Origin of the sequence: Microbacterium sp. HMH0099, from assembly GCF_049384025.1 — a bacterium.
Classification (GTDB): Bacteria; Actinomycetota; Actinomycetes; order Actinomycetales; family Microbacteriaceae; genus Microbacterium.
On sequence record NZ_JBMRJR010000003.1, the window covers coordinates 488,079 to 514,052 of the forward strand.

General features: G+C 70.9%; 29 protein-coding genes. 12 read left to right on the forward strand and 17 right to left on the reverse strand.

Features of this window, described 5'->3' with window-relative positions; genetic code table 11:
* The first annotated feature begins 21 nt into the window (after window positions 1-21).
* Window positions 22-411: a DUF3054 domain-containing protein gene (locus ACO03V_RS09490; RefSeq protein WP_423137413.1), complete on the forward strand. Its 390-nt coding sequence runs from the start codon at window positions 22-24 to the stop codon at window positions 409-411.
* Window positions 412-518: 107 nt separating this feature from the next.
* On the opposite strand, the gene ACO03V_RS09495 is transcribed toward ACO03V_RS09490, so the two are convergent.
* The 3 genes from ACO03V_RS09495 to ACO03V_RS09505 form a co-directional block, all read right to left on the reverse strand.
* A complete protein-coding gene (locus ACO03V_RS09495; protein WP_423137414.1) occupies window positions 519-1,769 on the reverse strand; it encodes an MFS transporter in 1,251 nt (416 codons plus the stop codon).
* Window positions 1,770-1,955: 186 nt separating this feature from the next.
* Window positions 1,956-2,171, reverse strand: a complete 216-nt coding sequence (locus tag ACO03V_RS09500) for an SCO4848 family membrane protein (RefSeq protein ID WP_423137415.1) — start codon at window positions 2,169-2,171, stop codon at window positions 1,956-1,958.
* A gap of 160 nt (window positions 2,172-2,331) precedes the next feature.
* A complete protein-coding gene (locus ACO03V_RS09505; protein ID WP_423137416.1) occupies window positions 2,332-2,673 on the reverse strand; it encodes a TraR/DksA family transcriptional regulator in 342 nt (113 codons plus the stop codon).
* Between the two features lie 127 nt (window positions 2,674-2,800).
* Between ACO03V_RS09505 and ACO03V_RS09510 the strand changes: the two genes are divergently transcribed.
* Window positions 2,801-3,163 carry a DUF2834 domain-containing protein gene (locus ACO03V_RS09510; RefSeq protein WP_423137417.1) on the forward strand — a complete coding sequence of 121 codons (363 nt, stop codon included), beginning with the start codon at window positions 2,801-2,803 and terminating at the stop codon, window positions 3,161-3,163.
* A 161-nt stretch (window positions 3,164-3,324) separates the two neighbouring features.
* Here the strand turns inward: ACO03V_RS09510 and ACO03V_RS09515 are convergent, their stop codons facing one another.
* Complete coding sequence (locus ACO03V_RS09515; RefSeq protein WP_423137418.1) at window positions 3,325-4,185, reverse strand: SDR family oxidoreductase; 861 nt, start codon at window positions 4,183-4,185, stop codon at window positions 3,325-3,327.
* A gap of 132 nt (window positions 4,186-4,317) precedes the next feature.
* Between ACO03V_RS09515 and ACO03V_RS09520 the strand changes: the two genes are divergently transcribed.
* From ACO03V_RS09520 to ACO03V_RS09530, 3 genes are all read left to right on the forward strand, one after another.
* Complete coding sequence (locus ACO03V_RS09520) at window positions 4,318-4,701, forward strand: winged helix-turn-helix transcriptional regulator (RefSeq protein WP_423137419.1); 384 nt, start codon at window positions 4,318-4,320, stop codon at window positions 4,699-4,701.
* A 26-nt stretch (window positions 4,702-4,727) separates the two neighbouring features.
* Window positions 4,728-5,762, forward strand: coding sequence for an FUSC family protein (locus ACO03V_RS09525; RefSeq protein WP_423137420.1), 1,035 nt, complete (start codon window positions 4,728-4,730; stop codon window positions 5,760-5,762).
* A gap of 81 nt (window positions 5,763-5,843) precedes the next feature.
* On the forward strand, window positions 5,844-6,500 hold the full coding sequence (locus tag ACO03V_RS09530; RefSeq protein ID WP_367727253.1) for an LON peptidase substrate-binding domain-containing protein: 657 nt from the start codon (window positions 5,844-5,846) through the stop codon (window positions 6,498-6,500).
* Between the two features lie 50 nt (window positions 6,501-6,550).
* On the opposite strand, the gene ACO03V_RS09535 is transcribed toward ACO03V_RS09530, so the two are convergent.
* The 3 genes from ACO03V_RS09535 to ACO03V_RS09545 form a co-directional block, all read right to left on the reverse strand.
* Complete coding sequence (locus ACO03V_RS09535) at window positions 6,551-7,327, reverse strand: isocitrate lyase/PEP mutase family protein (RefSeq protein WP_367727254.1); 777 nt, start codon at window positions 7,325-7,327, stop codon at window positions 6,551-6,553.
* Entirely contained in the window at window positions 7,324-7,998 is a 675-nt protein-coding gene (locus ACO03V_RS09540; RefSeq protein ID WP_423137421.1) for an SDR family oxidoreductase, read from the reverse strand. The genes ACO03V_RS09535 and ACO03V_RS09540 overlap by 4 nt, the downstream gene beginning before the upstream one ends.
* A 465-nt stretch (window positions 7,999-8,463) precedes the next feature.
* A complete protein-coding gene (locus ACO03V_RS09545) occupies window positions 8,464-8,877 on the reverse strand; it encodes a YchJ family protein (protein ID WP_423137422.1) in 414 nt (137 codons plus the stop codon).
* 433 nt (window positions 8,878-9,310) lie between these two features.
* On the opposite strand from ACO03V_RS09545, the gene ACO03V_RS09550 reads away from it, so the two are divergent.
* Window positions 9,311-10,231, forward strand: a complete 921-nt coding sequence (locus ACO03V_RS09550; protein ID WP_423137423.1) for a 5'-3' exonuclease — start codon at window positions 9,311-9,313, stop codon at window positions 10,229-10,231.
* A 31-nt stretch (window positions 10,232-10,262) separates the two neighbouring features.
* Here ACO03V_RS09550 and ACO03V_RS09555 read toward each other — a convergent pair whose 3' ends face one another.
* Complete coding sequence (locus tag ACO03V_RS09555) at window positions 10,263-11,255, reverse strand: PHP domain-containing protein (protein ID WP_423137424.1); 993 nt, start codon at window positions 11,253-11,255, stop codon at window positions 10,263-10,265.
* Between the two features lie 3 nt (window positions 11,256-11,258).
* On the reverse strand, window positions 11,259-12,320 hold the full coding sequence (gene trpD / locus ACO03V_RS09560) for an anthranilate phosphoribosyltransferase (RefSeq protein WP_423137425.1): 1,062 nt from the start codon (window positions 12,318-12,320) through the stop codon (window positions 11,259-11,261).
* Window positions 12,321-12,502: 182 nt separating this feature from the next.
* Here trpD and ACO03V_RS09565 point away from each other — a divergent pair, with 182 nt between their 5' ends.
* The 5 genes from ACO03V_RS09565 (at window position 12,503) to ACO03V_RS09585 (ending at window position 17,573) form a co-directional block, all read left to right on the forward strand.
* Window positions 12,503-13,132, forward strand: a complete 630-nt coding sequence (locus tag ACO03V_RS09565; protein ID WP_367727260.1) for a cytochrome c oxidase subunit 3 — start codon at window positions 12,503-12,505, stop codon at window positions 13,130-13,132.
* 12 nt (window positions 13,133-13,144) lie between these two features.
* Window positions 13,145-13,954 carry a c-type cytochrome gene (locus ACO03V_RS09570; protein ID WP_367727261.1) on the forward strand — a complete coding sequence of 270 codons (810 nt, stop codon included), beginning with the start codon at window positions 13,145-13,147 and terminating at the stop codon, window positions 13,952-13,954.
* Between the two features lie 39 nt (window positions 13,955-13,993).
* Window positions 13,994-15,052 (forward strand): ubiquinol-cytochrome c reductase iron-sulfur subunit, encoded by a 1,059-nt coding sequence (locus tag ACO03V_RS09575; protein WP_367727270.1) that lies wholly within the window; start codon window positions 13,994-13,996, stop codon window positions 15,050-15,052.
* Window positions 15,049-16,887, forward strand: a complete 1,839-nt coding sequence (locus ACO03V_RS09580; protein WP_423137426.1) for a cytochrome b — start codon at window positions 15,049-15,051, stop codon at window positions 16,885-16,887. Before ACO03V_RS09575 ends, ACO03V_RS09580 begins: the two co-directional genes overlap by 4 nt.
* A 251-nt stretch (window positions 16,888-17,138) precedes the next feature.
* Entirely contained in the window at window positions 17,139-17,573 is a 435-nt protein-coding gene (locus ACO03V_RS09585; RefSeq protein ID WP_423137427.1) for a rhodanese-like domain-containing protein, read from the forward strand.
* A gap of 253 nt (window positions 17,574-17,826) precedes the next feature.
* On the opposite strand, the gene ACO03V_RS09590 is transcribed toward ACO03V_RS09585, so the two are convergent.
* From ACO03V_RS09590 to ACO03V_RS09615, 6 genes are all read right to left on the reverse strand, one after another.
* The gene (locus ACO03V_RS09590; RefSeq protein WP_367727275.1) at window positions 17,827-18,618 is read right to left on the reverse strand and encodes a PP2C family protein-serine/threonine phosphatase; all 792 of its coding nucleotides are present in this window, start codon (window positions 18,616-18,618) and stop codon (window positions 17,827-17,829) included.
* Between the two features lie 4 nt (window positions 18,619-18,622).
* Window positions 18,623-19,039, reverse strand: coding sequence for a cytochrome c oxidase subunit 4 (locus ACO03V_RS09595; RefSeq protein ID WP_367727276.1), 417 nt, complete (start codon window positions 19,037-19,039; stop codon window positions 18,623-18,625).
* A 4-nt stretch (window positions 19,040-19,043) separates the two neighbouring features.
* Entirely contained in the window at window positions 19,044-20,807 is a 1,764-nt protein-coding gene (gene ctaD / locus ACO03V_RS09600; RefSeq protein ID WP_367727277.1) for a cytochrome c oxidase subunit I, read from the reverse strand.
* 2 nt (window positions 20,808-20,809) lie between these two features.
* Window positions 20,810-21,694, reverse strand: a complete 885-nt coding sequence (gene coxB, locus ACO03V_RS09605; RefSeq protein WP_367727278.1) for a cytochrome c oxidase subunit II — start codon at window positions 21,692-21,694, stop codon at window positions 20,810-20,812.
* Between the two features lie 168 nt (window positions 21,695-21,862).
* Window positions 21,863-22,228 (reverse strand): iron-sulfur cluster insertion protein ErpA, encoded by a 366-nt coding sequence (gene erpA, locus ACO03V_RS09610; protein WP_367727279.1) that lies wholly within the window; start codon window positions 22,226-22,228, stop codon window positions 21,863-21,865.
* A gap of 73 nt (window positions 22,229-22,301) precedes the next feature.
* Window positions 22,302-23,696, reverse strand: a complete 1,395-nt coding sequence (locus ACO03V_RS09615; protein WP_423137428.1) for a dipeptidase — start codon at window positions 23,694-23,696, stop codon at window positions 22,302-22,304.
* Window positions 23,697-23,741: 45 nt separating this feature from the next.
* Between ACO03V_RS09615 and ACO03V_RS09620 the strand changes: the two genes are divergently transcribed.
* Entirely contained in the window at window positions 23,742-24,314 is a 573-nt protein-coding gene (locus ACO03V_RS09620; RefSeq protein ID WP_367727281.1) for a DUF3043 domain-containing protein, read from the forward strand.
* A gap of 66 nt (window positions 24,315-24,380) precedes the next feature.
* On the opposite strand, the gene ACO03V_RS09625 is transcribed toward ACO03V_RS09620, so the two are convergent.
* Both ACO03V_RS09625 and nrdR read right to left on the reverse strand, forming a co-directional pair.
* Window positions 24,381-25,406: a quinone-dependent dihydroorotate dehydrogenase gene (locus ACO03V_RS09625; RefSeq protein ID WP_423137429.1), complete on the reverse strand. Its 1,026-nt coding sequence runs from the start codon at window positions 25,404-25,406 to the stop codon at window positions 24,381-24,383.
* A 77-nt stretch (window positions 25,407-25,483) separates the two neighbouring features.
* Complete coding sequence (gene nrdR, locus ACO03V_RS09630) at window positions 25,484-25,969, reverse strand: transcriptional regulator NrdR (RefSeq protein WP_367727283.1); 486 nt, start codon at window positions 25,967-25,969, stop codon at window positions 25,484-25,486.
* Between the last annotated feature and the right edge of the window lie 5 nt (window positions 25,970-25,974).

Here is a 25,974-nt window from a genome sequence, read left to right on the forward strand (position 1 = left end):
CGCTCCCCGTGCTGCGGGAGAATGGCCTCCATGGCTCTCCGACCCGTCGTCCCCCTCCTCGTCGACGTCGCCCTCGTCGTCGTCTTCGCCGCGATCGGCCGGGCGACCCACGACGGCGACGTGCTGGGCGCCGGCGGCGCGGGTCTGCTCACCACGGCGTGGCCGTTCGTCGTCGCCCTGCTGCTCGGATGGGCGGTCGCGCGGGCCTGGCGGCATCCGCTCGCCGTGCGACGCACGGGCCTGCCCGTCTGGGTCGTCACCGTCGTCGTCGGCATGCTGCTGCGCGCCGTCAGCGGGCAGGGCGTCGCCGTCGCGTTCGTCATCGTCGCGACGCTGACCCTCGGACTGCTCCTGGTGGGCTGGCGGCTCGTCGCCGCACTGGTCGGCCGCCGGAGCCGCGCAGCACGCTGAGAACCCTCCACCGCGCCCGCCCGTCGCCGGGACCCGCGCTGAGAACCCCCGTCGGGACCGTCAGTCGCCGGAGCCGCGCCGCGCGCTGAGAACCCCCGTCGCGCCCGTCAGCCGTGCGAGCCCACGGGGACCGCGCTGCCGTCCCACCGGTTCGCGAACGCCGCGTTGACGCCCGCCATCGCGAGCAGAAGCACCGCGGCGAGCGCGGGGAAGACGAGAGCCGTCTCGACCGACACGCTCTCCGCGACCGCGCCGGTCACGGCGGACGACAGCGCCTGGGCCAGCGTGAGCGCGGACGAGAGGATCGTCATGGTCGACGCCGTCCGGCCGCGCGGGGCGCGGGCGCCCGCCAGGCTGAACAGCGTCACGAGCGACGGACCGATGCCGATGCCCATCAGGCACAGCACGACCGTCACGGTCTCGACCGATCCGCCGGCCGAGTACGCCGCCGCGGATGCCGTGAGGATCACGGCGAACGTCAGCAGCCGTGCCCGCAGGGTGAATCGGGCCGGGAGCACCGCGACCGCCAGCGCGAGCACCGCCGAGCCGACGCCCATCACGCCGTAGAGCAGCGCGCCGGCCTCGGGGGCGCCACGCGCCACCATGAAGGCGGTCAGCGACGTGAGCGTCGACCCGAAGAACAGGCCGACGGCGAACACGGCGGCGACGAGGACCAGCAGCCGCGGGTGGACCAGCGCGCGGGCCGGAGCCATCGCGGCGCGGTCGGCGCGGGCCGGGACCGCCCGTCCCGTCGGGTGCAGGGCGAACGCGGTGACGAACAGGAAGCTCAGCAGCGCGGCCGCGACGATCGGCGCCCACGGCGCGATCAGGGCCGCCAGCACGCCGACGACGAACGGACCGATGACGAACGCCGTCTCGTCCGCGGCGGACTCGTACGACATGGCGCGTGAGAAAGTGCGTTCCCGGCGCTCCGGCGCGACACGCAGCGCGATGAGCGCCATGATCCGGCTGCGCGACATCGCCGCCGTCTGCGGACCGGTGACGCCGATCGCGACCGCGGTCGCGAGCAGGAGACCGTCGGGCGCGGATGCCGCCACGACCAGCGGGAAGACCGCGAGCAGCACGCCATTGGCCAGTCCGACGGGCACGAGCACGCGCCGCTGCCCGTACCGGTCGGCGAGGTCGCCCAGCACCGGGCCGGCCAGGACGACGCCCAGCCCGACCGCGGCCGAGGTCAGCCCGCCCAGGGCCACCGACCCGCGGATCGCCACGACGAGCGCGAGGACGCCGACGGTCATCATCGCGAACGGCAATCGCGCGACGAAAGCGATCGGGAAGTACCCCGCACCGGTGTGGTGGATCAGGGAACGGTGCTTCACGGGCGCGGGCGAGGTCATACATCTCCGGGGTGGGGCGGCGGAACGTGCCGCCTTGCCTGTCCGGTAGGTAGATGCACCGCCGCCCCTCAAGGGGCGGCATGCCGGGGTCCGTCGAACGGACGCCACCAGTCTACGAGGCGTCCGGCCGGCCGAGTCCGCGGCGCCCCGTGCCCGGTCCGCGCTCGGTCTTCCCGACGACCCGGGTCAGGCGCCCAGGGCCGCGATGGCGGCGATGACGGATGCCACGGCCAGCACGAGCGCGAGACCGATGAGCACCGCGTGCACGATGAGGAAGGTCGTGAACTTGCCGGCGGCATCCCGCGCTCGCGGGTCCTTCGCGACGCGGACGTAGAAGCGCGGCCAGACGAGGACGTTGAAGGCGGCGTTGGCGAAGAGCAGCGCGATGAGAACGGGTTCCACGCCTCGACCCTAACGAGCCGCGCGCGGCGGACCGTGCAGGTGATCCACCGCCGAGCGAACGATCTCGCTCGGCGCCGTCACACGGGCACCCTCACATGGGCACCGGCACACGGGCACCGGCACACGGGCACCCTCACCCAGGCACCATGACACCGCGCCGTCACACCGCGCAGGCGATGCACCGCCGGGCGAACGGCCGTGCGCCGAGGCGCGCCGCGGCGATCGGCTCGCCGCACACCTCGCACACCCCGTAGGACCCGGCGGCCGCTCGCTCCCGCGCGGCGCGGATCTCGTCCCGCTCCGCCAGCGCCACCCGGCGCAACGCGTCGACCTGCTGCCACTCCCCCGACAGGGTCGAGCCCTCCGGGTCGTGCTCGTCGTCGGCCGTGGCATCCGCCCGGTCCCGCAGCAGTCCGGCCTCGTCGTCGCTCAACCGTGCCAAACGCCGGTCGACGTCGCGCTCGAGCGCGTCGAGCCGGTGCGTCGCCTCGGTGGCATCCATCCCCCGACCATAACCCCGGCCTGCGCACCGGGCGCGGGACGGTGCGCCCCGCGTCCCGGTCCGCGTCCCCGGTGCGTTCGAGCGGCATCGGCCCCTCCCGGCGCCGGAGCGCGACAGGATATCCCGCATGAGCACGCGAACCGGCGCCTGGCGGCGCGACTGGACCCCGACGGCCGTGGCGTTCGCCTTCCTGGCGATCGCCGGGCTGATCGGGACGTGGACCTTCAACGCCCTCGCCATCGTGCAGATGCGCGACTTCCTCGGCGACCTCGTCACGAGCGGACCGGCGGTGTCGTCCATCATGGTCGACCTGCTCGTCGTTGCGATCGCCGGCTGCATCCTCATCATCGTGGAGGCCCGCCGCCTCGGGATGCGGCATGCGTGGGTGTACATCGTGCTGTCGGGGGTGACGGCGTTCGCGTTCACGTTCCCGCTCTTCCTCGCGATGCGCGAGCGTCGGCTGACGGCCCGGGCGCGCGAGACGCGCTGACCCGGACCCGACCCCCGCTCGGGGTCTCACGACCGGCCCGGCAGGGCGCGGGACGCACACGTCCGCGCCCCGCTCTCCTCCGTGAGGCGCGAGCGTCGGCTGAGGGCCCGGGCGCGCGAGACGCGTCGACCCGGACCGCCGCGGGTCCGCGCCCCGCTCCCTCACCGGGCCGCGAGACCCGCGCGCAGACCCTCGCGCAGAGGGGTCGTCGGACGGCCGAGCAGACGTGCCAGCGTCCCGTCGGTCTTCGACAGCGCACCCCGGGCGATCGCGTCGTCGATCCCCGCCACGAACGCCGCGGTCCCGGCATCCAGGCCCGCCTCCTGCAGACCCGCGGTCAGCTGCTCGACCGACACCGGAACGTACGCCACCGGGCGCCCGTGGATCTCGGAGGCCGCCGTGGCGAGGTCGTCGTAGGTCCACGCGACGTCGCCGCCCAGCTCGAGCGTCCCGCCGATCGTGTCGTCCGAGGCGAGGGCGATGGCCGCCGCCTCGGCGTAGTCGGCGCGGCTCGCGCTCGCGACGCGGGCGTCGCCGGTCGCCGCGACGATCTCCCCCGTCTGCGCGGACCGGGCCACCGCGTCGAGGTAGTTCTCGGTGTACCAGTTGTTGCGCAGGACGGTCGCGGTCAGCCCGGACGCCGCGATGGCCTCCTCCGTCGCCTTGTGGTCGGCGCCGAGGGCGTAGTCGATCTCGTCCACCCGCGGGGCGCTGGTGTAGACGAGGCGCTCGACGCCGGCCGTGCGAGCCGCGTCGATCACGGTGCGGTGGCCGCTGACGCGGTCGGCATCCGTCCCCGAGATCAGCAGGACGCGCGAGACACCGTCCAGGGCGGCGGTGACGGTCTCGGGGCGCGCGTAGTCGAGCTCGACCACCCGGATGCCGCGGGCGGCGAGGTCCGCGGCCTTGTCGGGGGTGCGTGCGCCGGCGCTGATGTCGGCGGGCGCGACGCCGCGGGCGAGGAGGCTGTCGACGACGAGACGGCCGAGGTGGCCGGTGGCGGCGGTGACGAGGAGGGTCATGGGGTGTCCTTTCGACGGTGGTGCGGTGACCTGCACGGCCGGACGGAGTCGCCGCGTGCGATGATCCGAACGCCCCCTCGTCCCACACATTCCTCCGGGAGGGTACCCACTTTCAGGTAAGCTACTGACACCATGGTGAGTCTTGCGGAACTGCGCGCCGAACGTCCCGGGATCTTCGCCGACGGCTGCCCGACGCGAACGGTGCTGGACCACGTGATGGGCAAGTGGGGCGTCCTCGTCCTCGTCGCCCTGTCGGAGGGCACGCTGCGGTGGGGGGAGCTCCGTCGCGCCGTCGACGGGATCAGCGAGAAGATGCTCGCGAGCACCTTGCGGACCCTGGATGCCGACGGCCTCGTCGCCCGTCTCGCCCATCCCGAGGTGCCCCCTCGAGTCGAGTACTCGCTCACCCCCCGCGGTCGGGAGCTGATGCAGCGGGTCCTGCCGCTCATGGAATGGATCGCGGACAACGCGGACGACATGCTCTCGCCCACGGCCGCGTCGACCCCCCGGGCGTGACCGTGCGGGCGGCCTACGCTCGTCTCATGCGAGAGAGCCTCACGTTCCGCTCGCCGCGTCGCGCTCCGCTGCTGCAGGTGACCAAGTCGGCGATCGCCACCATCGCCGCGTGGCTCGTCGCGGGCTGGCTCGTGCAGGGGCCGCCGCCGATCTTCGCCGCGATCGCCGCGCTGCTGGTGGTGCAGCCCAGCATCAACCAGTCCTTCACCCGCGCGATCGAGCGCAGCGTCGGCGTCATCGTCGGCGTCCTCATCGCGTCGCTGCTGGGCATCGCCCTCGGCGAACTGACCTGGGTGATCCTGCTCTCCGCGGGCGTCGCGCTCGTCGTCGCCTGGGCGCTGCGCATGTCGCCCGGCACGACGAACCAGGTGGCGATCAGCGCCGTCCTCGTGCTCGCCCTCGGCACGGCGACACCCAACTACGCCCTGGACCGCGTCCTCGAGACGCTCATCGGCGCCGTCATCGGGGTGATCGTGAACACCGCGCTCGTGCCGCCGGTCCTCGTCCCCGCCGCGCGCGCGAAGCTCGACGTCCTGGGCCGCGAGCTCGCGGGCGCCCTCGAACGCCTGGCCGACGCGCTCGAGCAGCCGCAGACGTCGCAGACCCTGGAGGGACTGCTCCTGGAAGCGCGTCTGCTGCGCCCGGTGCGGGACGCGGCGTCCGACGCCATCAACGACGCCGCCGACTCCCTCTCCCTCAACCCGCGGAGCCGCCGCCATCGATCGGACCTCGCGACGATGCAACGCCTCCTCGACCGTTTCTCCCCCGTCGTCACGCAGGTCATCGGCATGACCCGGGCCGCCTACGACGGCTACGAGCAGAGCATCGCCGACGAGCCGTCCGTCCGAGCGATCGCCGAGCAGCTGCACCGCGCCGCCCACGACGTGCGCCTGGAGTTCGCGCTGCCGACGGGCGACCGCGACCAGCCCGTCGTCGAGGAGCCCGCGCTGACCCGGCCGCTGCAGATCCAGACGCCCTCCGCGGAGCACTGGGTGCTCGTCGGTTCCCTGCTCATGGACCTGCACCGCATCCACGAGACGCTGCGGGAGCCGCAGGGCTGAGAACCCGACGGCGCCTCCTCCGCCGTATCGTTCTCGCCCGATCCCGCGCCCACCCCCGAGAACGCTGCTTGACTGGGGGGCATGGGTACCGCGATGTTCCCGCTGGGCGCCGTCCTCTTCCCGCACACGCCGCTGGCGCTGCGCATCTTCGAGGAGCGCTACCTCGTGATGCTCGGCCGGCTGCTCGATGAGACGGACCCCGCCTTCGGCGTCGTCCTCATCGAACGGGGCGTCGAGACCGGAGGCGGCGATCAGCGCTTCGCGCTCGGCACGATCGCCCGCCTCAGCCACGTGGTGCCGCAGGCGGGGCAGATCCAGGTCGTCGCGCGCGGCGCGGAACGCTTCGAGATCGTCGAGTGGCTCGACGACGCGCCCTACCCGCGAGCCGACGTCCGCGCGCTCCCCGACCTGGAGTGGAACGAGGCGCTCGCGCCCCTGCTCGACGAGGCCGAGCGGATCGTACGTCGCGTCCTCGGACGCGCCCGCCAGTTCGGCGGCACGCGCTGGGACCCGGACGTCGAGCTCTCGGAGGAGCCGCTGGAACGGGCCTGGCAGGTCGCGGCGATCGCCCCGCTCGGCGAGCTCGACCAGATGGACCTGCTGCGCTCCGCCACCATGGGCGGGCTGCTGCGCGCGACCATCGATCTCACACTCGCGGCCGAGCCGCTGCTGGGCGACCCGGTCCCCGACGGCATCATCCTCACGGACGATCTCGACGATCCCGACGACGAGGACTGACGGCCCTCCCCGGACCCGGGGCACCGTGCCCGCCGGGTCCGGGGTCTCCCTCAGTTCAGGGCGCGGACCGTCGACGGGATGACACCGTCGGCGTAGAGGTCCTTCGCCAGGTCCTGCAGCGCCGTCAGGGCGACGCGCTGGGTCTGCGGGCCGTAGGAGATGCGCGCCACACCCAGGGCCTCGTACTCGGCGGCCGTCAGCGCCCCGGGGACGCCGATGACGCTGAGCTTCCGCTCCCCGAGCCCGTCGACGAGCCGGCGCGTGACATCGGCGTCGAGCAGGCCGGGCACGAAGACCGTCGTCGCACCGGCGGCGAGGAAGGCGCGACCTCGCTCGATGGCATCCGCCACCTTCTCGTCCATGGGCCGGTCGCCGCCCTTCAGGACCGCATCGGTCCGCGCGTTGAGGACGAAGGGGACGCCCTCCGCCTCACCGGCGGCGATGACCGCCTCCACTGCGGCGACCGACTCGGCGAACGGCTTCATCCGGTCCTCGACGTTCGCGCCGACGACGCCGACCCCGATGGCGCGCCGGGTCGTCTCACCCGGGTCGCCGTAGCCGGAGTCCAGGTCGGCCGTCACCGGCACGTCGACCGCGGCGACGATGCGCCCCACCATGTCGAGCATCGTGTCGAGCGGGATGTTCTCGCCGTCCTCGTACCCGAAGGTCGCGGCGATCGAGTGGCCCGCCGTGGCGAGCGCGCGGGTCTCGGGAAGAGCGGCCACCGCGCGGGCGGAGACGACGTCCCACACGTTCACGACGCGCAGGATCTCCGGGGCGGTGTGCAGCCGGGCGAAGGCCTCGGCCGTGTCGTTCAGAGCGTTCATGCGTCCACCGTAGAGCCGGAGCCGGCCTCGCTCGCCAGGGCTTCCGCGATGAGCGTCCCCCCCTGTCCGAACCGGATGAACCGGCCGATCGTCGCAGACTGCACGAGGCTGCCGGCGGCCACCGCCGCGACATCGGCCCGGCTGACGTCGCCCGATCCCTCCGGCGCCGTCGTGATCCGGCCGGTGGGCGGGTCGAGGGTGAGCGTCCCCGGTCCCAGGATCGTCCAGTCCAGGTCGCTCTGCCGCAGGTGATCGTCCGCGGCGAGCTTCGCGTCGGCGTAGGCGAAGAAGTCGTCGTCGGGCGAGATGCCGTGGTCGGGCGTCGAGCCGATCCACGACACCATCACGAAGCGTCGGACACCCGCTTTCGCCGCCGCGTCGATCGCGCGGATCGCCGCGTCCCGGTCGACCGCGTAGGTGCGCTCGGCACTGCCCCCACCGGCACCCGCCGACCAGACGACCGCATCGGCGCCGGCGAACGCGTCCGCCATGGCATCCAGGTCCGCCTTCTCGACGTCGAGTTCGAGGGGCTCGCCGCCGGCCTGGCGCACGTCGGACGCGTGGTCCGGGTTGCGGATGACCGAGGTCGCCTCGTCCCCCCGCTCCGCCAGCAGGCGCGCCAGGTGCAGCGCCACCTTTCCGTGTCCTCCGATGATCACGATGCGTTCCATGTCGTCCGTCCTCCCGGGTCGCGGTGTCGTCATCGACGCTACGCAGGCGGCCCGCGGCGGCCGCCGGGGGTTGACGCGCACCCCGCCCCGGCCGACGGACCCCCTTCCCCCTCCGCCGCCTCCACGCTGACTTGTCGCAAATGCACGCGCCCAAGCCCTCCCCGCGTACATCTGCGCCCACTCACGGCAGGGCTCACTCCCCGGCCCCCTCCCCCGTCACGCTGACTTGTCACAAATGCACGCGCCCGCGCCCTTCGCGCGTACATCTGCGCCACCTCACGGCAGGGCTCACTCCCCACGCTGACTTGTCGCAAATGCACGCGCCCAAGCCCTCCCCGCGTACATCTGCGCCACCTCACGGCAGGGCTCACTCCCCACGCTGACTTGTCACATATGCACGCGCCCAAGCCCTCCCCGCGTACATCTGCGCCACCTCACGGCCTCACGGGACGTGCGCGCCCGCCGTCAGCGCTCTTCGACGTCGCCGTCGACGTACACCCAGCGGCCGCCGCGCCGCACGAAACGGCTCGTCTCCGACAGCGCACCGCGCTCCCCGCCCTGTCGCCAGCGGGCGGTGAACGACACGGTCGCCGCGTCGCCGTCCTCGGCGGAGCGATGGACCTCCAGGCCGGTCCAGGTGGTCGCGGCATCCAGGTCCAGCGTCTCGGGGCGGGACCGGGGATGCCAGGACCGTCGCAGGTGCGGCTCGTCTCCGACCACGAAGGCGGTGTACCGCGACCGCATCAGCCGTTCCGCGGTCGGCGCGGGCGTCCCGTCCAGGATCGGACGGCAGCAGTCCCCGAACGCTCCCCCGCCGCACGGACAGGGCTCCCCCGCCGACGGACGGCGGAACCGGGCGGACGCGTGGCCGAACGACATCGTCCCAGCCTAGGTCCGGAGCTCACCGGGACCATCGTGGGAGACTGTGGCCGTGACCGACCGCCTCATGCTCCTCGACACCGCGTCGCTGTACTCGCCCTAACGCACGTTCTCGTTATCTCCACCGGCGAGGAGATCACCGGGGACACGCACTCGGCACAGTGGGCGCGGCTCCCAGAAGCCATGCTCGATCTCGTAAGCGCACTCCCCGCATCCGCCGATCTCTTCGGCGTAGCCTGCGGCACCGAGGTGCTCACTCCAAGGGTGTCCGCACTCGACGCACAACTCGCCCATCGCACGGCGCTGGGATCGCTTCGCGACGCGGTCCGCTCGGCGTTGCACCCCCTTGCCCACCCGGAAAGAATAGCGGGCGGACATCAAAGCCCTCTCGGCGTGAGCGGGTCACCCGAAACGGACAGGACGTGAAGAAGCAATGCAAGAACGGGTCATGTTGCTGGACACCGCGTCGCTGTACTTCCGCGCCTTCTACGGGGTGCCCGACAAGGTGCGCGCGGACGACGGCACGTCCGTCAATGCCGTCCGCGGCCTGCTCGACATGATCGCCAAGCTCGTCACCACCTACGAGCCGACCCGGCTCGTCGCATGCTGGGACGACGACTGGCGGCCCGCCTGGCGGGTCGAGCTGCTTCCCAGCTACAAGACGCATCGCGTCGCCGAGGCGGTCGCGACCGCGCCCGACGTGGAGGTCGTGCCCGACCCGTTGGAGGCGCAGATCCCGCTCATCCGCGAGGCGCTCGGCGTCCTCGGCATCCCCGTCGTCGGCGCGGCCGAGCACGAGGCCGACGATGTCATCGGCACCCTGGCCACCCGCGCGACCGTGCCCGTCGACATCGTCACCGGCGACCGCGACCTCTTCCAGCTCGTCGACGACGAGCGCGACGTCCGCATCGTCTATACCGCCCGCGGCATGAGCAATCTCGAAGTGGTGACCGACGCGACCGTCGTCGCCAAGTACGGCGTGCACGCGGCCCAGTACGCCGACTTCGCGGTGCTGCGCGGCGACCCGTCGGACGGCCTGCCCGGCGTGTCCGGCATCGGGGAGAAGTCCGCCGCGACGCTCCTCACCGCGCACGGCGACCTCGCCGGCATCGCCTCCGCCGTCGAGGATGGCACGGGCGGCACCCCCGCCCAGCGGTCGAAGATCCTCGCCGCCGCCGACTACCTCGCCAAGGCCCCGGCCGTGGTGCGGGTCGTCCGCGACCTCGCCCTCCCGGACCACGACGACGTCCTCCGTCCCCTCGACGAGGATGCGGCCGCCCGCGCCACCGACCTCGCCGGACGATGGAACCTCGGCTCGTCGATGACCCGCGCCGTGGCCGCCCTCGCGCGCTGACCCCGGCACCGACCCGAACCGTCCCGCCCTCTCAGCGTTCGCGGGTGAGCCACTCCCGCAGACGCGGCAGGTCCCACGTCGTCACGATGCGCTCGGCGGGGACACCCGCGGCATCGGCCCGAGCCGCCCCGTAGTCGAGCAGCGAGAGCTGTCCGGGCGCGTGCGCGTCGGAGTCGATGGAGAAGAGGCATCCCTCCTCCAGCGCGATGGCGAGCAGGTCGTCCGGCGGGTCCTGACGCTCCGGCCGCGAATTGATCTCGACCGCCACCCCCGAGGCCGCGCAGGCGGCGAAGACCGCCCGGGCGTCGAACTCCGACGGCGGACGGGTTCCCCGCGACCCTTCGACCAGGCGTCCGGTGACGTGTCCGAGCACGTCGACGCGGGGGTCCTGGGCGGCGGCCACCAGACGCCTCGTCATCGGCCCGCGCTCCATACGCAGCTTGGAATGGACGGATGCCACGACCACGTCGAGCGCATGGAGCAGCTCGTCCTCCTGGTCGAGCGCGCCGTCGTCGAGGATGTCGACCTCGATCCCCGTGAGGAGCGTGAACCCGTCGGACGACAGGCCGCGGACGACCTCCATCTGCGTGCGCAGCCGCTCCGGCGACAGCCCGTTCGCGACCGTCAGGCGCGGCGAGTGGTCGGTCAGCGCGAGGTAGTCGTGACCGAGCCGTCGCGCCGCGTCGACCATCGTCTCGATCGGGGTGAGACCGTCGGACCACTCGCTATGGCTGTGGAGGTCGCCGCGCAGACGCCCGCGGAGCTCGCCCCCCGCGGTGAGACCCGCCTCTACCCGCAGCGTCGCCAGTCGTTCGGGGACCTCGCCCGCCAGCGCCTGCTGGATGACCGCGAAGGTGGAGGCGCCGATCCCCGGCCGCCGCTGCAGCGCCGGGTCGCGCAGCGCGGCGTCGTCGAGCCCCTCGATCGCGGCGGCCGCCGTGCGGAACGCCTTCGACTTGTAGCGCGAGGACCGCTCTCGCTCGAGCAGGTACGCGATCTCGGTGAGCGCGTCGAGCGGGTGCACGGGTCAGCCCGCCAGCGCGCGGGTGGTGTCCACCCAGTCGTCGAGCTTGGCCGCGGCGCGGCCGTCGTCCACCGCCGCCGCGGCATCCGTCATCGCCTCGGCGAGACGTTCGAGAATCGGCCGCTGGACCTCGCCGGCGTCCTGGAACAGGCGGTACGACACGAGGCCGGCGGCGGCGTTCAGCAGCACGATGTCGCGGACCGGTCCCTCCTCGCCGGCGAGCATCCGGCGGACGACCGCCGCGTTGTGGTCGGGCTGGCCGCCCAGCAGGTCGTCGATGTCGGCGAGGGGGATGCCGAGATCGCGGGGGTCCAGGTCGTGCTCGTGCACATCGCCGCGGCTGATCTCCCACAGCCTGCTGTGACCGGTCGTGGTGAGCTCGTCGAGTCCGTCGTCGCCGCGGAAGACCAGCGCCGTCGCCCCGCGGGTGCGGAACACGCCCGTGATGAGGGGGACGCGGTCGAGGTGCGCGACGCCCACGGCGTTCGCCTCGGCCCGGGCCGGGTTGCACAGCGGGCCGAGGAAGTTGAAGACGGTCGGCACCCCCAGCTCGGCGCGCGTGGGACCCGCGTGCCGGAACCCCGGGTGGAAGGCGGCGGCGAACGCGAAGGTGATGCCCGTGCGCGCCAGGGTCTCCGCCACCTGGTCGGGGTCGAGGGTCAGCGCGATCCCGAGGGACGACAGGACGTCCGAGGACCCGGACGACGAGCTGGCCGCCTTGTTGCCGTGCTTCACGACCGGCACGCCCGTGGATGCCGCGACGACGGCTGCCATCGTGGAGACGTTCACGGTGCCGTATCGGTCCCCGCCGGTGCCCACGATGTCGAGGACGTCCGCCTGCACGGGGAGCGGCAGGGCCGCCTCCAGGATGGCGTCGCGGAACCCGACGATCTCCTCGACGGTCTCCCCCTTGGCGCGCAGCGCGACGAGGAAGCCGGCCAGCTGGGAGGGGGTCGCCTCGCCCGCCATCACCTGGCGCATCGCCCAGGTGGACTCCGACACGCTGAGGTCGCGCCCGGCGAGGAGCGAGGTGAGCAGATCGGGCCAGGTGAAGCGTTCCGCCATGCCCACGATCCTTCCACACCGTGTCGTGCGAACATGTGCGCGGATTCGCCGGAGGGGGGCCGACCGGGAACACCGGGCGCACCGGGGATTCCTTGGGGACTCTGAGGTTTCCCTAAGTCTCGACGTTGGAATATCGACAGGTTCGGATGGGAATATCCGTCCCGGGGATCGCGCATAATGGGATGGTGACGACCCCAGCGACGTATTCCCAGGCCGTGCGTGCCGTCAAGCGGCCCGATCCGGTCGCTGTCGGCACCATCGTGTGGCTGGGCAGCGAAGTCATGTTCTTCGCCGGCCTCTTCGCCATCTACTTCACGCTGCGCAGCACCTCCGCGGGGCTGTGGGCGGAGGAGACGCAGCTGCTGAACGTGCCGTTCGCGCTCGTCAACACGATCATCCTCGTGCTCTCCTCGGTCACCTGCCAGATGGGCGTGTTCGCCGCCGAGCGGTACCAGCCGTACCGCACCGGTCGCGGCATCCGCCGGTGGGGCATGGTCGAGTGGTTCTACGTGAGCTTCTTCCTCGGCGCCATCTTCGTGTCGGGCCAGGTCTGGGAGTACGCGACGCTCGTCGCGGAGGGCCTGTCGATCTCCACCAACCCCTACGCGTCCGCGTTCTACCTGACGACCGGCTTCCACGCCCTGCACGTCACCGGTGGACTCATCGCCTTCCTCCTGGTGATCGGCCGCGCCTACGCCGTGAAGAACTTCGGCCGCAAAGAGATGACCACCGCCATCGTCGTGTCCTACTACTGGCACTTCGTCGACGTCGTGTGGATCGCCCTCTTCGCCGTCATCTACTTCCTCAAGTAAGAGAGCTGCACCATGGCACGAGAGAAGAACAAGCGCCGCGCATCCGGACGCCGCAGTCCCCTGGCCGCCGCCGCCCTCATCGGTATCGGCCTGCTGCTGACCGGTGGCATCTACGCCGGCGCGACGGCCGCGATGGCGGCATCCGATGTCCCCGAGTCGCAGTCCACCTCCGCCACGGCGGTCGAGGACGGCGAGAAGCTGTTCCAGGCGAACTGCGCCACCTGCCACGGTCTCGACCTGCAGGGCTCCGACCAGGGCCCGTCGCTCTTCGGCGTCGGTGAGCTGTCGGTGCACTTCCAGGTGTCGACCGGGCGCATGCCGCTGCAGGCGCAGGGACCCCAGGCCCCCGTCAAGCCGGTGCAGTTCACCGAGGAGCAGATCAACGCCCTCGCCGCTTACGTCCAGGCGTCGGCCCCCGGCCCCGCTTACCCGTCGGCCGAGCTGCTCGACGGCGAAGGCGACGTCTCGCACGGCGCCGAGCTGTTCCGCATCAACTGCGCGATGTGCCACAACGTCGCCGGCGCCGGCGGCGCGCTCACCGAGGGCAAGTGGGCCCCCGGGCTGCACGAGACGAGCGGTCTCAACATCTACGCCGCGATGGTCACCGGCCCCCAGAACATGCCGGTCTTCAACGACCTGAACCTGACGCCCGAAGACAAGCGCGACGTCATCTCCTACCTGATGTTCCTCCAGAAGTCCGAGTCCCCCGGCGGGTTCTCGCTCGGATCTCTCGGACCGGTTTCTGAGGGTCTTTTCATCTGGATCTTCGGCATCGGGGCACTGATCGCCCTCACCGTGTGGATCACGGCGAAGTCCAACTGATCGTCGTCACCGACGCAACGTAAACGTACGAGGAGCACCATGGCACACGAGGAAGACGCACTCGAGCACGGAAGGGCTTCGTGGAAGCCCTCCGCCGGGCTCGCCGTCGCGGTTCCCGACTCCGTGGAGAACCCGGGCCTGCCGCCGCACCGTCACCGTGCGACGGACCAGGACCCGCAGACGATGAAGCGCGCCGTTCGCACGGTCTACACGCTGTTCTACGTCTCGGTCGCCGCGAGCATCTGGGCGAGCATCGCCTACATGATCTTCCCGATCGAGTCGGGCGCGCTGATCGACATCCGCTACAACAACCTGTTCATCGGACTCGGCATCGCCTTCGCGCTGCTGGCCATCGGCATCGGCGCGATCCACTGGTCGAAGTCGGTCATGTCCGACAAGGAGTACATCGAGGACCGCCACGCCACGCGTGGGCAGGACACGACCCGCGAAGCCGCGGTGAACGTGTTCGTCGAGGCCGACAAGGACTCCGGCTTCGGTCGTCGCGAGATCATCCGCAACTCGCTCTTCGCCGCCCTGGCCGCCTCGGTCATCCCCGGCATCACGCTGTTCCGCGGCCTCGCACCGCAGGACCAGAACCCGGTCGCGCTCCTCAGCCACACCATGTGGGAGGAGGGCATGCGCCTGGCGCACGACCCCTCGGGCCGTGCCATCCGCGCCGCGGACGTCACCCTCGGCTCGGCCTTCCACGTGATCCCCGAGGAGCTCGCGGGCCTCGGCCACGACGAGGGCTACCTCGAGGAGAAGGCCAAGGCGATCGTGCTGCTCATGCGTCTGCAGCCCGAGCAGCTCAACCCCGAAACCAACAACCTCGACTGGTCGTACGACGGCATCGTCGCGTACTCCAAGGTCTGCACGCACGTCGGGTGCCCCGTCGCCCTGTACGAGCAGCAGACCCACCACCTTCTGTGCCCGTGCCACCAGTCGCAGTTCGACGTCGCGAATGGTGCGGCCGTCATCTTCGGCCCGGCCGCCCGTCCCCTGCCGCAGCTCCCCATCACCGTCGACGCCGAGGGCTACCTCGTCGCGAAGGGTGACTTCCAGGAGCCCGTCGGCCCCAGCTTCTGGGAGCGCTCATGAGTACCGGTACTCACCCCACCGAGAACGTCACCACCGAGCCGGCCGTCTACTCCGGTCCCCCGGCTGCCGGTCGTGACGGCAAGCCGCTCGGCGGCCGCTTCGTCGGCGCGGCGGCGAACTACCTCGACGAGCGCACGAGCCTCTCGGGCATCGTCAAGGAGATGGGTCGCAAGATCTTCCCGGACCACTGGTCCTTCATGCTCGGTGAGATCGCGCTCTGGAGCTTCGTCGTCGTGCTCCTCTCGGGTACGTTCCTGACGTTCTTCTTCCAGGCGTCCATGGTCGAGACGCACTACGACGGCGCGTACGAGCCCATGCGCGGCATCGCGATGTCCGCGGCGATGGAGTCGGCGCTGCACATCTCGTTCGACCTCCGCGGCGGCCTGCTGGTCCGTCAGATCCACCACTGGGCCGCGCTGGTCTTCGTGGCCGGCATCGGCGTGCACATGCTCCGCGTGTTCTTCACGGGCGCGTTCCGCAAGCCGCGCGAGCTCAACTGGGTGGTCGGCTTCATCCTCTTCATCCTCGCGATGGCCGAGGGCTTCACCGGCTACTCGCTCCCCGACGACCTGCTCTCGGGCAACGGTCTGCGCATCATCGACGGCATGATCAAGGGCCTCCCGCTGATCGGCACCTGGACCTCGTTCCTGCTCTTCGGCGGCGAGTTCCCGGGCACGGCGATCGTCGGACGTCTCTACACGCTGCACATCCTCCTGCTGCCGGCGATCCTCGTCGCGCTGCTGGCCGTGCACCTGATGCTGATGATCATCAACAAGCACACGCAGTTCGCCGGCCCGGCCCGCACGAACAGCAACGTCGTGGGCTACCCGATCCTCCCGGTGTACGCATCGAAGATGGGTGGCTTCTTCTTCATCACGTTCGGTGTCATCGTCCTCATCGCGGCGCTGTTCACGATCAACCCGATCTGGAACTACGGCCCGTACGACCCGTCCCCGGTGTCCGCGGGTACGCAGCCCGACTGGTACATCGGCTTCGCCGACGGCATGCTCCGTCTCATTCCGCCGCACCTCGAGTTCGTGCTGTTCGACCACACCTTCTCGTGGAACATCATCATCCCGGTCGGCATCCTGGGCCTGTTCATCGTCCTGGTGCTCATCTACCCCTTCATCGAGGCGTGGATCACCGGCGACAAGCGCGAGCACCACATCGCCCAGCGTCCCCGCAACGCGGCGACCCGCACCGCCATCGGTGCGGCCGGCGTCACCTTCTACGCGGTCATGTGGGCGGCGGCCTCGTCGGACATCATGGCGACCCACTTCCACCTCACGATGGAAGGCGTCATCCACACGCTGCAGGCCCTGCTGATCCTCGGTCCGATCCTCGCCTACTTCGTCACCAAGCGCATCTGTCTCGCGCTGCAGAAGAAGGACCGCGAGATCGCCCTGCACGGCTACGAGTCCGGTCGCATCGTCCGCCTCCCCGGCGGCGAGTACATCGAGGTGCACCAGCCGGTGGACGAGTTCGAGCGCTGGAAGCTCGTCGACAACGAGACCTACGAGCCGCTCGTCGTGCGTCCCAACGCCAAGGGTCAGATCTCCCCGCTCCAGCACCTGCGTGCGGCCGCCTCGCGGTGGTTCTTCGAGGACCGTCTCACCCCGCTGACGCAGGCGGAGCTGGATGCCGCTGTCGCACACCAGCACCACTCGCTCGACCACATCGACCGCGAGGAGGCCGACGAGATCGCCGGTGCGAACGCGCGGGCCGCGGAGGACGGACGTCTGCCGATGTCGCCGACGCACGAGAAGGCCGAGGTCGAGCTGCGTCAGCCGCGCGGTCTGGAAGAGCGCAACCGTCGCGACGACACGGGCGAGTAACACCCGTCGTCCCTTTCGAAGCCCCCGGCGCCTCATGCGCCGGGGGCTTCGTCGTCCCCGTCCGCCCGCGGCGCTCTCCGGGCCGGCCCGCCGGCGGCGTTCTCCGGGCCGTGCAGAGCCGTGCCGCACGCCCCTCCGCCCGTGCGTGGCGGCTCCGCTCCCCTGCTCCTGCCACGACGTGGCAGGAACCGGCGCATCGATGACGTTCGGCCGCCTCGGCAGCGCGCTCGGTGGGCCCTACCGTGGGCGTCATGACCGACGCTTTCGCCCACTTCTCCGCACGCCTCGCCTTCGAGACCGACTGTGCGGACGTGTACGCGGACCAGCGTGCCGGCGTCTCGTTCACGCTCGTCGACGTCCGTGGCGAGGATGCATGGCGGCAGGGCCGTATCAGCGGGGCCGTGCACCTGCCTCACGCGGAGATCGCCGCACGCGCGCCGCAGGAGATCGACCGGACCCTCCCGGTCGTCGTGTACTGCTGGAGCCCCGGATGCAACGGCGCCCATCGCGGCGCCCGGGAGTTCGCCCGCCTCGGCTACGACGTGCGCGAGATGCTCGGCGGCTACGAGTACTGGGTGCGCGAGGGACAGCCGTGGGAGACCGACGACGGACCTGGACAGCGTGTGTTCGACCCGCTCGTCATGGTCGTGCGGCAGAGGTCGCAGACGGCGTCCGTGACGGCGTGAGCGTTCCGTGACGGCGTGAGCGACTGTGCGTGCGCCTGAGCGTCTGTGCTTGCACCTGAGCGTCCGTGGAGGCGCCTGAGCGCCTGTGCTGGCTCCTGAGGATCTGTGGCGGCCTCCGCCTGCCGTGACGGCCGGCGCTTCCGTGTAGGTGTCTGACCGTCTGTGACGACTCCTGAGCCTGCCCTGACGGCCAGACCTTCCGTGGAGGCGCCCGAGCGCGCCGTGGAGGCCGGCACGGCCGCCGACAGCGCCGTCAGGCCGTCTGCACGTCCTCGGCGAACCAGCGCGTCGCAGAGCCGAAGAACACCGGCTCCGGTCCTCCACGATCGTCGTCATCGACGACGTCGCAGACGACGACGGTGACGTTATCGCGGGTGCCCGCCTCGAGGGCGAGGGCGACGGCCGACGCCGCGGCGGCCTGCGGGTCCGGGGCGTCCGCGACCAGCTGCGCCACATCCGCTTCGGGGACGTAGTCCGTCAGACCGTCGCTGCACAGCAGCCAGCGGTCGCCGACGGTCGGACGCCGCTCGGCGACGGAGACGACGTCACCCTCCGCACCCGCGAGCGATGCGGTGATGATGTTGCGGCGCGGGTGAGCGGCCGCGGCCTCGGGCGGGATGATGCCGTGGTCGACGAGAGCCTGGACGTACGAGTCGTCGCGGGTCTCGCGCGAGAAGGCACCGTCCCGCAGGAGGTAGGCGCGCGAGTCTCCCGTGTGCGCGAGGAGCAGGTCTCCGGATGCCGCCAGGAAGACCCCCGTGAACGTGGTGGCCATGCCCTGCAGGGCGGGATCGCGCTCGACGTGGGCGCGGATGTCCCAGTTGGCCTCGCGGATGCGGACGAGGAGGTCGTCGGCATCCATCTCCGTCCCCCGTGTCGCCACGAGGCGGTGGATCAGCGCCGCGGAGGCCAGGTCTCCCGACGGTCCTCCCCCGACGCCGTCAGCCACCGCCGCACCCCAGGACGCCGCGAAGGCGGCGTCCTGGTTGGTGGGACGGTGGGCGCCGGCGTCGGAGACGGCGGCGACGTTCAGCCGGAGGGGCACGGGATCAGCGCGCGAAGTACCCGCGGTAGTACTCGTACACCCAGCCGACGATGGCGATCGCGAAGACGCCGAAGCCGATCGGGACGAGCCAGCTGCCGACCGCGAGACCCATGGCGGCGATCGCGGCCGAGGCCGCGAGCACGATGGGCCACCACGACCAGGGGCTGTACTCGCCCATCTCGGGGTCGCCGTCGTCGATATCCGCGGTGAGGATGTCCTCGGGCAGCTCGCCGCCCTGGGCCTTCTGCACCCGGCCCAGGTAGAACGCGATCATCGTGCCCATGAGACCCGTGAAGACGAGGGCGACGGTGCCGACCCACTCCACCGAGCCGTGGCTGATGACGTTCCACACGGCGTACATGACCGCGACGGCGAAGAAGAACGCGGTGAGGATCCACCACAGTCCGACATTGGTGCGCATGGACTTACTTCACCTCTCCAGCAGCGGCGTCGACGACCGGGGCGTCCGGAGCGTCCTTCGCCGGGCCCACACCGACCGGGATGCCGGCCTCGGGGTGGTTCAGGTCGAACGCGGGCCGCTCGCTGCGGATGCGCGGGATGGACGTGAAGTTGTGACGCGGCGGCGGGCACGAGGTGGCCCACTCGAGGGAGGCGCCGTAGCCCCACGGGTCGTCGACGGTCACACGCGGCGCCTTGCGGGCGGTGATCCAGACGTTCAGGAGGAACGGGATCATCGATGCGCCGAGGATCATCGAGCCGATGGTCGAGACCTGGTTCTCCCACTGCCAGCCGTCAGCGGCCGCGTAGTCGGCGTAACGACGGACCATGCCGTCGACGCCCAGCCAGTGCTGGATGAGGAACGTCATGTGGAAGCCGACGAACAGCATCCAGAAGTGGACCATGCCGAGACGCTCGTTGAGCATCTTGCCCGTCCACTTCGGCCACCAGAAGTAGAAGCCGGCGAACATCGCGAAGACGACGGTGCCGAAGACGACGTAGTGGAAGTGGGCGACGACGAAGTACGAGTCCGACAGGTGGAAGTCCAGCGGCGGCGACGCGAGGATGACGCCGGTGAGACCACCGAAGACGAACGACACGAGGAAGCCGAGAGCGAAGACCATCGGGGTCTCGAACGTCACCGATCCGCGCCACATGGTGCCGATCCAGTTGAAGATCTTCACGCCGGTGGGCACCGCGATGAGCATCGTCATCAGGGCGAAGAAGGGCAGGAGCACACCGCCGGTGACGTACATGTGGTGCGCCCACACCGCGACCGAGAGTGCCGCGATGGCGATCGTCGCGTAGACGAGCGTCTTGTAGCCGAAGATCGGCTTGCGGCTGAAGACGGGGAAGATCTCCGAGACGATGCCGAAGAACGGCAGCGCGATGATGTACACCTCGGGGTGCCCGAAGAACCAGAACAGGTGCTGCCAGAGCAGCACGCCGCCGTTCTCCGGGTTGTAGATCTGGGCGCCGAGCACGCGGTCGGCGGCGGCGGCGAAGATCGCGGCGGCAAGGACCGGGAAGGCCAGCAGCACGAGGATGCTCGTGATGAGGGTGTTCCAGGTGAAGATCGGCATGCGCCACATCGTCATGCCCGGGGCGCGCATCGTGAGGATCGTGGTGATGAAGTTCACCGCGCCGAGGATGGTGCCGAAGCCGCTGATGCCCAGACCCAGCATCCAGAGGTTTCCTCCGACGCCGGGCGAGAAGCTCGCGTTGGCGAGCGGCTGATAGGCGAACCAGCCGAAGCCGGCCGCACCCTGCGGGGTGAGGAAGCCGGAGACGGCGATGGTCGACCCGAACAGGAAGAGCCAGAAGGCGAAGGCGTTCAGACGCGGGAAGGCGACGTCGGGAGCGCCGATCTGCAGCGGCAGGAGCGCGTTGGCGAAGCCCGCGAACAGCGGCGTCGCGAACATGAGCAGCATGATCGTGCCGTGCATCGTGAACAGCTGGTTGTACTGCTCTTTCGTCGGGATGATCTGCATGCCCGGCTCGAACAGCTCGGCGCGGATGATGAGCGCCATCACGCCGCCGAGCATGAAGAAGATGACGGACGCGATCAGGTACATGTACCCGATGGTCTTGTGGTCGGTGGAGGTGATCCACTTGACGACCAGGTTGCCCTTCTGCTCGACACGCGTGGTGCTGAGCAGAGCGGCCTGACGCGGCGGGAGGGTCGTCGGTCGCCCGGCGCCCTTCTCCTGCAGAGGAAGCGTCGTTGCCATGATCACTCGTTCCCTTCGGTGGCAACCGTCGTGCTGAGGTTCTGCAGTCGCTGCAGGTCGCTGATGTCGCCCACGTCGCCGGCCGCCCGCAGGGTGTCGAGGTAGTCCTCGTACTCCTGCTCGCTCACGACCTTGACGTTGAACAGCATCGCGGAGTGGTACTCGCCGCACAGTTCGGCGCACTTGCCTTCGTACGTGCCCTCGCGGGTTGGCGTGAAGGACCAGTAGTTCTCGCGCCCGATGTACATGTCCTTCTTGTAGAGGAAGTCGACGATCCAGAAGGAGTGGATGACGTCGCGCGAGCGGAGCTCGATCTGCACCGTCTTGTCGACCGGCAGGTACAGCGTGGGGACGTCGTCGAGGTCGTAGCCGTCGGAGGTCTCCTGCGCCTGGACGCCCATGCTGTACACGGCGTCGGAGTTGTCCTCCTGCTCGCCGTTGTACTGGAAGTCCCAGGCCCACTGCTTGCCGTACGCGGTGATGGACACGTCCGGGTCCTCGTACTGCGTCTCGAGGATCGTCTGGTCGCGCGCGGTGAAGGCGAAGAAGCCGACCACGAGGATCAGCGGCACGACCGTGTAGAAGATCTCGACCGGCATGTTGTAGCGCAGCTGCACCGGGAGGCCGGACTGGCCCTTGCGACGCCGGTAGGCGATGACGGACCACAGCATGAGGCCCCACGTGATGACACCGACCGCGAGGAGGACGATCCACGAGTTGACCCAGAGACCGGCGACCATGTCGGTGTGGTTCGTGGCGGGCGTGCCGTCCTCGACGAAGCCGGGGAGGAAGCCGTGCAGCTGCGACGTGGTGCAGCCGGCCAGAAGCGTGGCCGAGGCGATCCCGACGGGGAGCGCTGCCCAGCGGAGGCGACGTTTGGAGGGCACAATGCACCTTTCCGAGTCAGGGATGTTGCTCTCGACAGTCTAGAGCAACCTCCTAGGGTCCTCAGGCCAATCGTCCAGCACCGAGACATCGAAAACCCCCGGAATCCACGGTGTGATCCGCGGTTCCGGGGGCTGTCGAATCGGCGAGGACGCCGGGCCCGTCGGGCGTCAGTGGAAGCTGTCGCCGCAGGCGCAGGAGCCCTGCGCGTTGGGGTTGTCGATCGTGAAGCCCTGCTCCGAGATCGTGTCCTTGAAGTCGATGCTCGCACCGTCGAGGTACGGCACGCTCATGTCGTCCACGATGACCTCGACGCCGTCGAAGTCGACGACCTTGTCGCCGTCGAGGTAGCGCTCGTCGAAGTAGAGCTGGTAGATGAGTCCGGAGCATCCGCCCGGCTGGACGGCGACGCGCAGACGCAGGTCGTCGCGGCCCTCCTGCGAGAGCAGGCTCTTGACCTTGTCGGCAGCGGCGTCGGACAGGGCGACGCCGTGCTCACGGGTGGCGGGGGCGGACGACAGGGTGGTGTCGGTCATGACGAAGCCCTTCGGATGAATCGGACGCGGACGGTCACGAGTCTACGCCCGCCGCGCCCGGATCGGTCCGAGATCACGCCGACCGCGCGTTCAACCGGGCCAGGAGCAGCGCCTCGGACACGACGGCGTTGCGGAAGGTGTCCAGGTGCAACGACTCGTTCGGGCTGTGGGCGCGCGAGTGGGGGTCCTCCACACCGGTGACCAGGATCTGCGCGCCGGGGAACTCCGCGACGAGGTCGGCGATGAACGGGATCGACCCGCCCACGCCAACGTCGACGGACTCGACCCCGTAGCCGTCGGCGAACGCGGCGCGGACGTCCTCCACCGCGTAGCCCGAGGTGTCGACGAGGAACGCGTCGCCGCAGTCGACGTCGGCGAACTCGAGGTGCGCGCCGAACGGCGCGTGGGCGCGCAGGTGCGCCTCGATCGCCGCGAAGGCCTCCTCGGCCTTCTGCCCGGGGGCGACGCGCGCGCTGATGACGACGCGGGCCTGCGGGGCCAGGGTGTTGGACGCGGCCTCGACGGAGGTGGCATCCATTCCGGTGATGGTGATCGACGGCTTGTTCCACATCCGGCTGAGGATCGTGCCGCGGCCGATGGGCGAGACCCCGTCGAGGAGTCCCGACTCGGCGCGGAGGGTCTGCTCGTCGTAGGCGGGCGTCTCGGCGTCGCGCTCGTGGAGCCCCTCCACCGCGACCGCGCCGTCGTCGTCCCACAGCGTCGCGAGGAGCTTGACGGTCGCGAGCATCGCGTCGGGGACCGCGCCGCCGAGCATGCCCGAGTGGGACGCGTGGTCCAGGGTGCGCACCGTCAGCGTAAACCGGGCGTTGCCGCGCAGGGAGACCGTGAGCGCGGGGGTGCGCTCGTCCCAGTTGCCCGAGTCGGCCACGACGATCACGTCGGAGCGGAGCACGTCGGCGTGGTCGGAGAGGAACTGGCCGAATGAGCGGGAGCCGTACTCCTCCTCGCCCTCGATGAACATGGCGATGCCGAGGTCGAGGTCGTCGCCGAGCGCCTCGTTCACCGCGCGGACGGCCGCGACGTGCGCCATGACGCCGGCCTTGTCGTCGGCTGCGCCGCGACCATACAGGCGGCCGTCGCGGACCGTCGGCTCGAACGGCGGCGACTCCCACAGCTCGTCGTCTCCCGGGGGCTGGACGTCGTGGTGGGCGTAGAGCAGGACCGTCGGGCGCCCGTTGCGGGCGGCACGGGATGCCAGGACGGCGGGCTGACCGACCTCGTCGGTGCCGGGGATTCCGGCGCGGGCCACCTCGACCCGGTCGAAGACGCCGGTGCCGCGCACGAGCTCGGCCACCGCCTCGGCGCTGCGGACGACGGCGGACTGGTCGAACGCCGGCCAGGCGATGGAAGGGATGCGGACGAGGGCGCCGAGGTCGGCGAGAGCGGTGGGGATGCCGGCGGATGCGGCCTCACGCACAGCATCCTGCCGGGACAGGTCGAGGGTCATGCGGGTAATCTTAAGTCTCCCGATCAGCGATCCCCGAGGTTTCCCGTGGCCAAGTCATCCGCCCCCGCCCCCAACGACACCCCCGTCGAGCCGACGGACCTCGGTTCGGGCAAGGGCCGCGCGACGCCGTCGCGCGCCGAGCAGGAGGCGGCGCGTCGGCGTCCCCTCGTCGCCGACACCAAGGAGGCGAAGCAGCGTGCGCGAGCCGAGCTCGCCGCACAGCGCGAGAAGGCGCGCGTCGGCATGGCCGCCGGCGAGGAGCGCTACCTCCCCGTCCGCGACAAGGGTCCGCAGCGCCGCTTCGCCCGCGACTTCGTCGACGCCGGGTGGCACCTCGGCGAAGGCGTGATGCCGTTCATGATCCTCGTCATCGTGGCCACGCTCATCCCCGTCGGCTTCTTCCAGTACTGGTCGTTCGTCGCGCTGTGGATCTTCATCCTGTTCGTGGTCGGCGACATGATCATCACCTCCATCCGCGTCAAGCGGGCCGCCAAGGAGAAGTTCGGCGAGACCAAGGTCGAGAAGGGCCTCGGCTGGTACGCGGCGATGCGCACGGTCCAGATGCGCTTCATGCGCCTGCCCAAGGCGCAGGTCAAGCGCGGGCAGTACCCGGTCTGAGTCCCCGGACAGACAGACGGAAGCGGCGCGTCCCCTCGGGGGCGCGCCGCTTCCGTCTCCGCAGGCTCAGTGTCCGCGGGCGAGACCGCGGTTGATCTGCCGCGCCCAGAGCGGCCCGCGGTACAGGAACGCGGTGTAGCCCTGGACGAGCGTCGCCCCGGCGGCGAGACGCGCGCGGACGTCCGCGGCCGTGTCCACTCCCCCGGCCGAGACGACGACGAACTCCGACGGGACCGCGGCGCGCACCAGGCGCAGCACCTCGAGGGCGCGCGCCTTCAGCGGCTCGCCGGACAGCCCGCCGGCACCCATCGCCTCGACCGCGGCCGGGTCGGCCGTCAGCCCTGTGCGTGCGATCGTCGTGTTCGTCGCGATGATCCCGGCGAGTCCGGTGTCCACCGCCAGATGAGCGATGTCCTGCACCTCGTCGTCCGCGAGGTCCGGGGCGATCTTCACGAGCAGCGGCGTCGAGCCGGCGGCATCCCGGACCGCGGTCAGCAGCGGACGGAGCGTCTCGACCGCCTGCAGACCCCGCAGGCCGGGGGTGTTCGGCGAGGAGACGTTGACGACGAGGTAGTCGGCCAGCGGTGCGAGCAGACGGGCGCTGCGGACGTAGTCGGTGGTCGCGTCCTCGACGGCGACGGCGCGGCTCTTGCCGATGTTGACCCCGAGGACCGGGCGGCGACGCGAGCGGCGCAGCGCCCGCAGTCGGCGCGCGGCGACGGCGGCACCGTCGTTGTTGAACCCCATGCGGTTGATGACGGCGCGGTCGGCGACGAGGCGGAACAGGCGGGGCTTCGGGTTGCCCGGCTGCGGCAGCGCCGTGATCGTGCCGACCTCGACGTGTCCGAAGCCGAGGGCGTGCAGGCCCTTGCCCATCGTGACGTTCTTGTCGAACCCGGCGGCCACGCCGAACGGCGAGTCGAAGCGCAGGCCCAGGGCGTGAACCTCGGCGCCGGGGGCGGGCGCGGTCAGACGCCGCGCGACGGCGGCGACGGGGGGAAGACCGACGGCACGGATGACGAGAGCGCCGAGGTGGTGCGCGCGCTCCGGATCCATGCGGGCGAGGACCGTGCGGAAGAGGAGGGGATACATCACCGCCAGGGTACTGGACCGTCGCGGGCGAGAACTCCCGGGGCCGGCGTCAGTCCGCGGCCGGGACGGGGCCGGCGTCAGTCCGCGGCCGGGACGGGGCGGGCGGCCGCGCGGGCGGCGTGGTCCGCGCGCAGCTGCGCGATCGCCGCGTCGAAGTCGTCCAGCGACTCGAACGCCTGGTAGACGCTTGCGAAGCGCAGGTAGGCCACCTCGTCGAGCTCGCGGAGCGGGCCGAGGATCGACAGGCCGATCTCGTTGGCCTCGATCTGCGACGACCCCGTCTGCCGGATCGCCTCCTCGACCTGTTGCGCGAGCATCGCCAGGTCCGCGTCCGTGACGGGACGGCCCTGGCAGGCCTTCCGCACCCCCGAGACGACCTTCTCGCGGCTGAACGGCTCGACGACCCCCGACCGTTTGATGACGTTCAGGCTCGCCGTCTCGACCGTCGAGAACCGGCCGCCGCACTTCGGGCACTGCCGACGACGACGGATGCTGAGACCGTCGTCGCTCGTGCGCGAGTCGATGACCCGGGAGTCCGGGTTCCGGCAGAAGGGACAATGCATGGGAT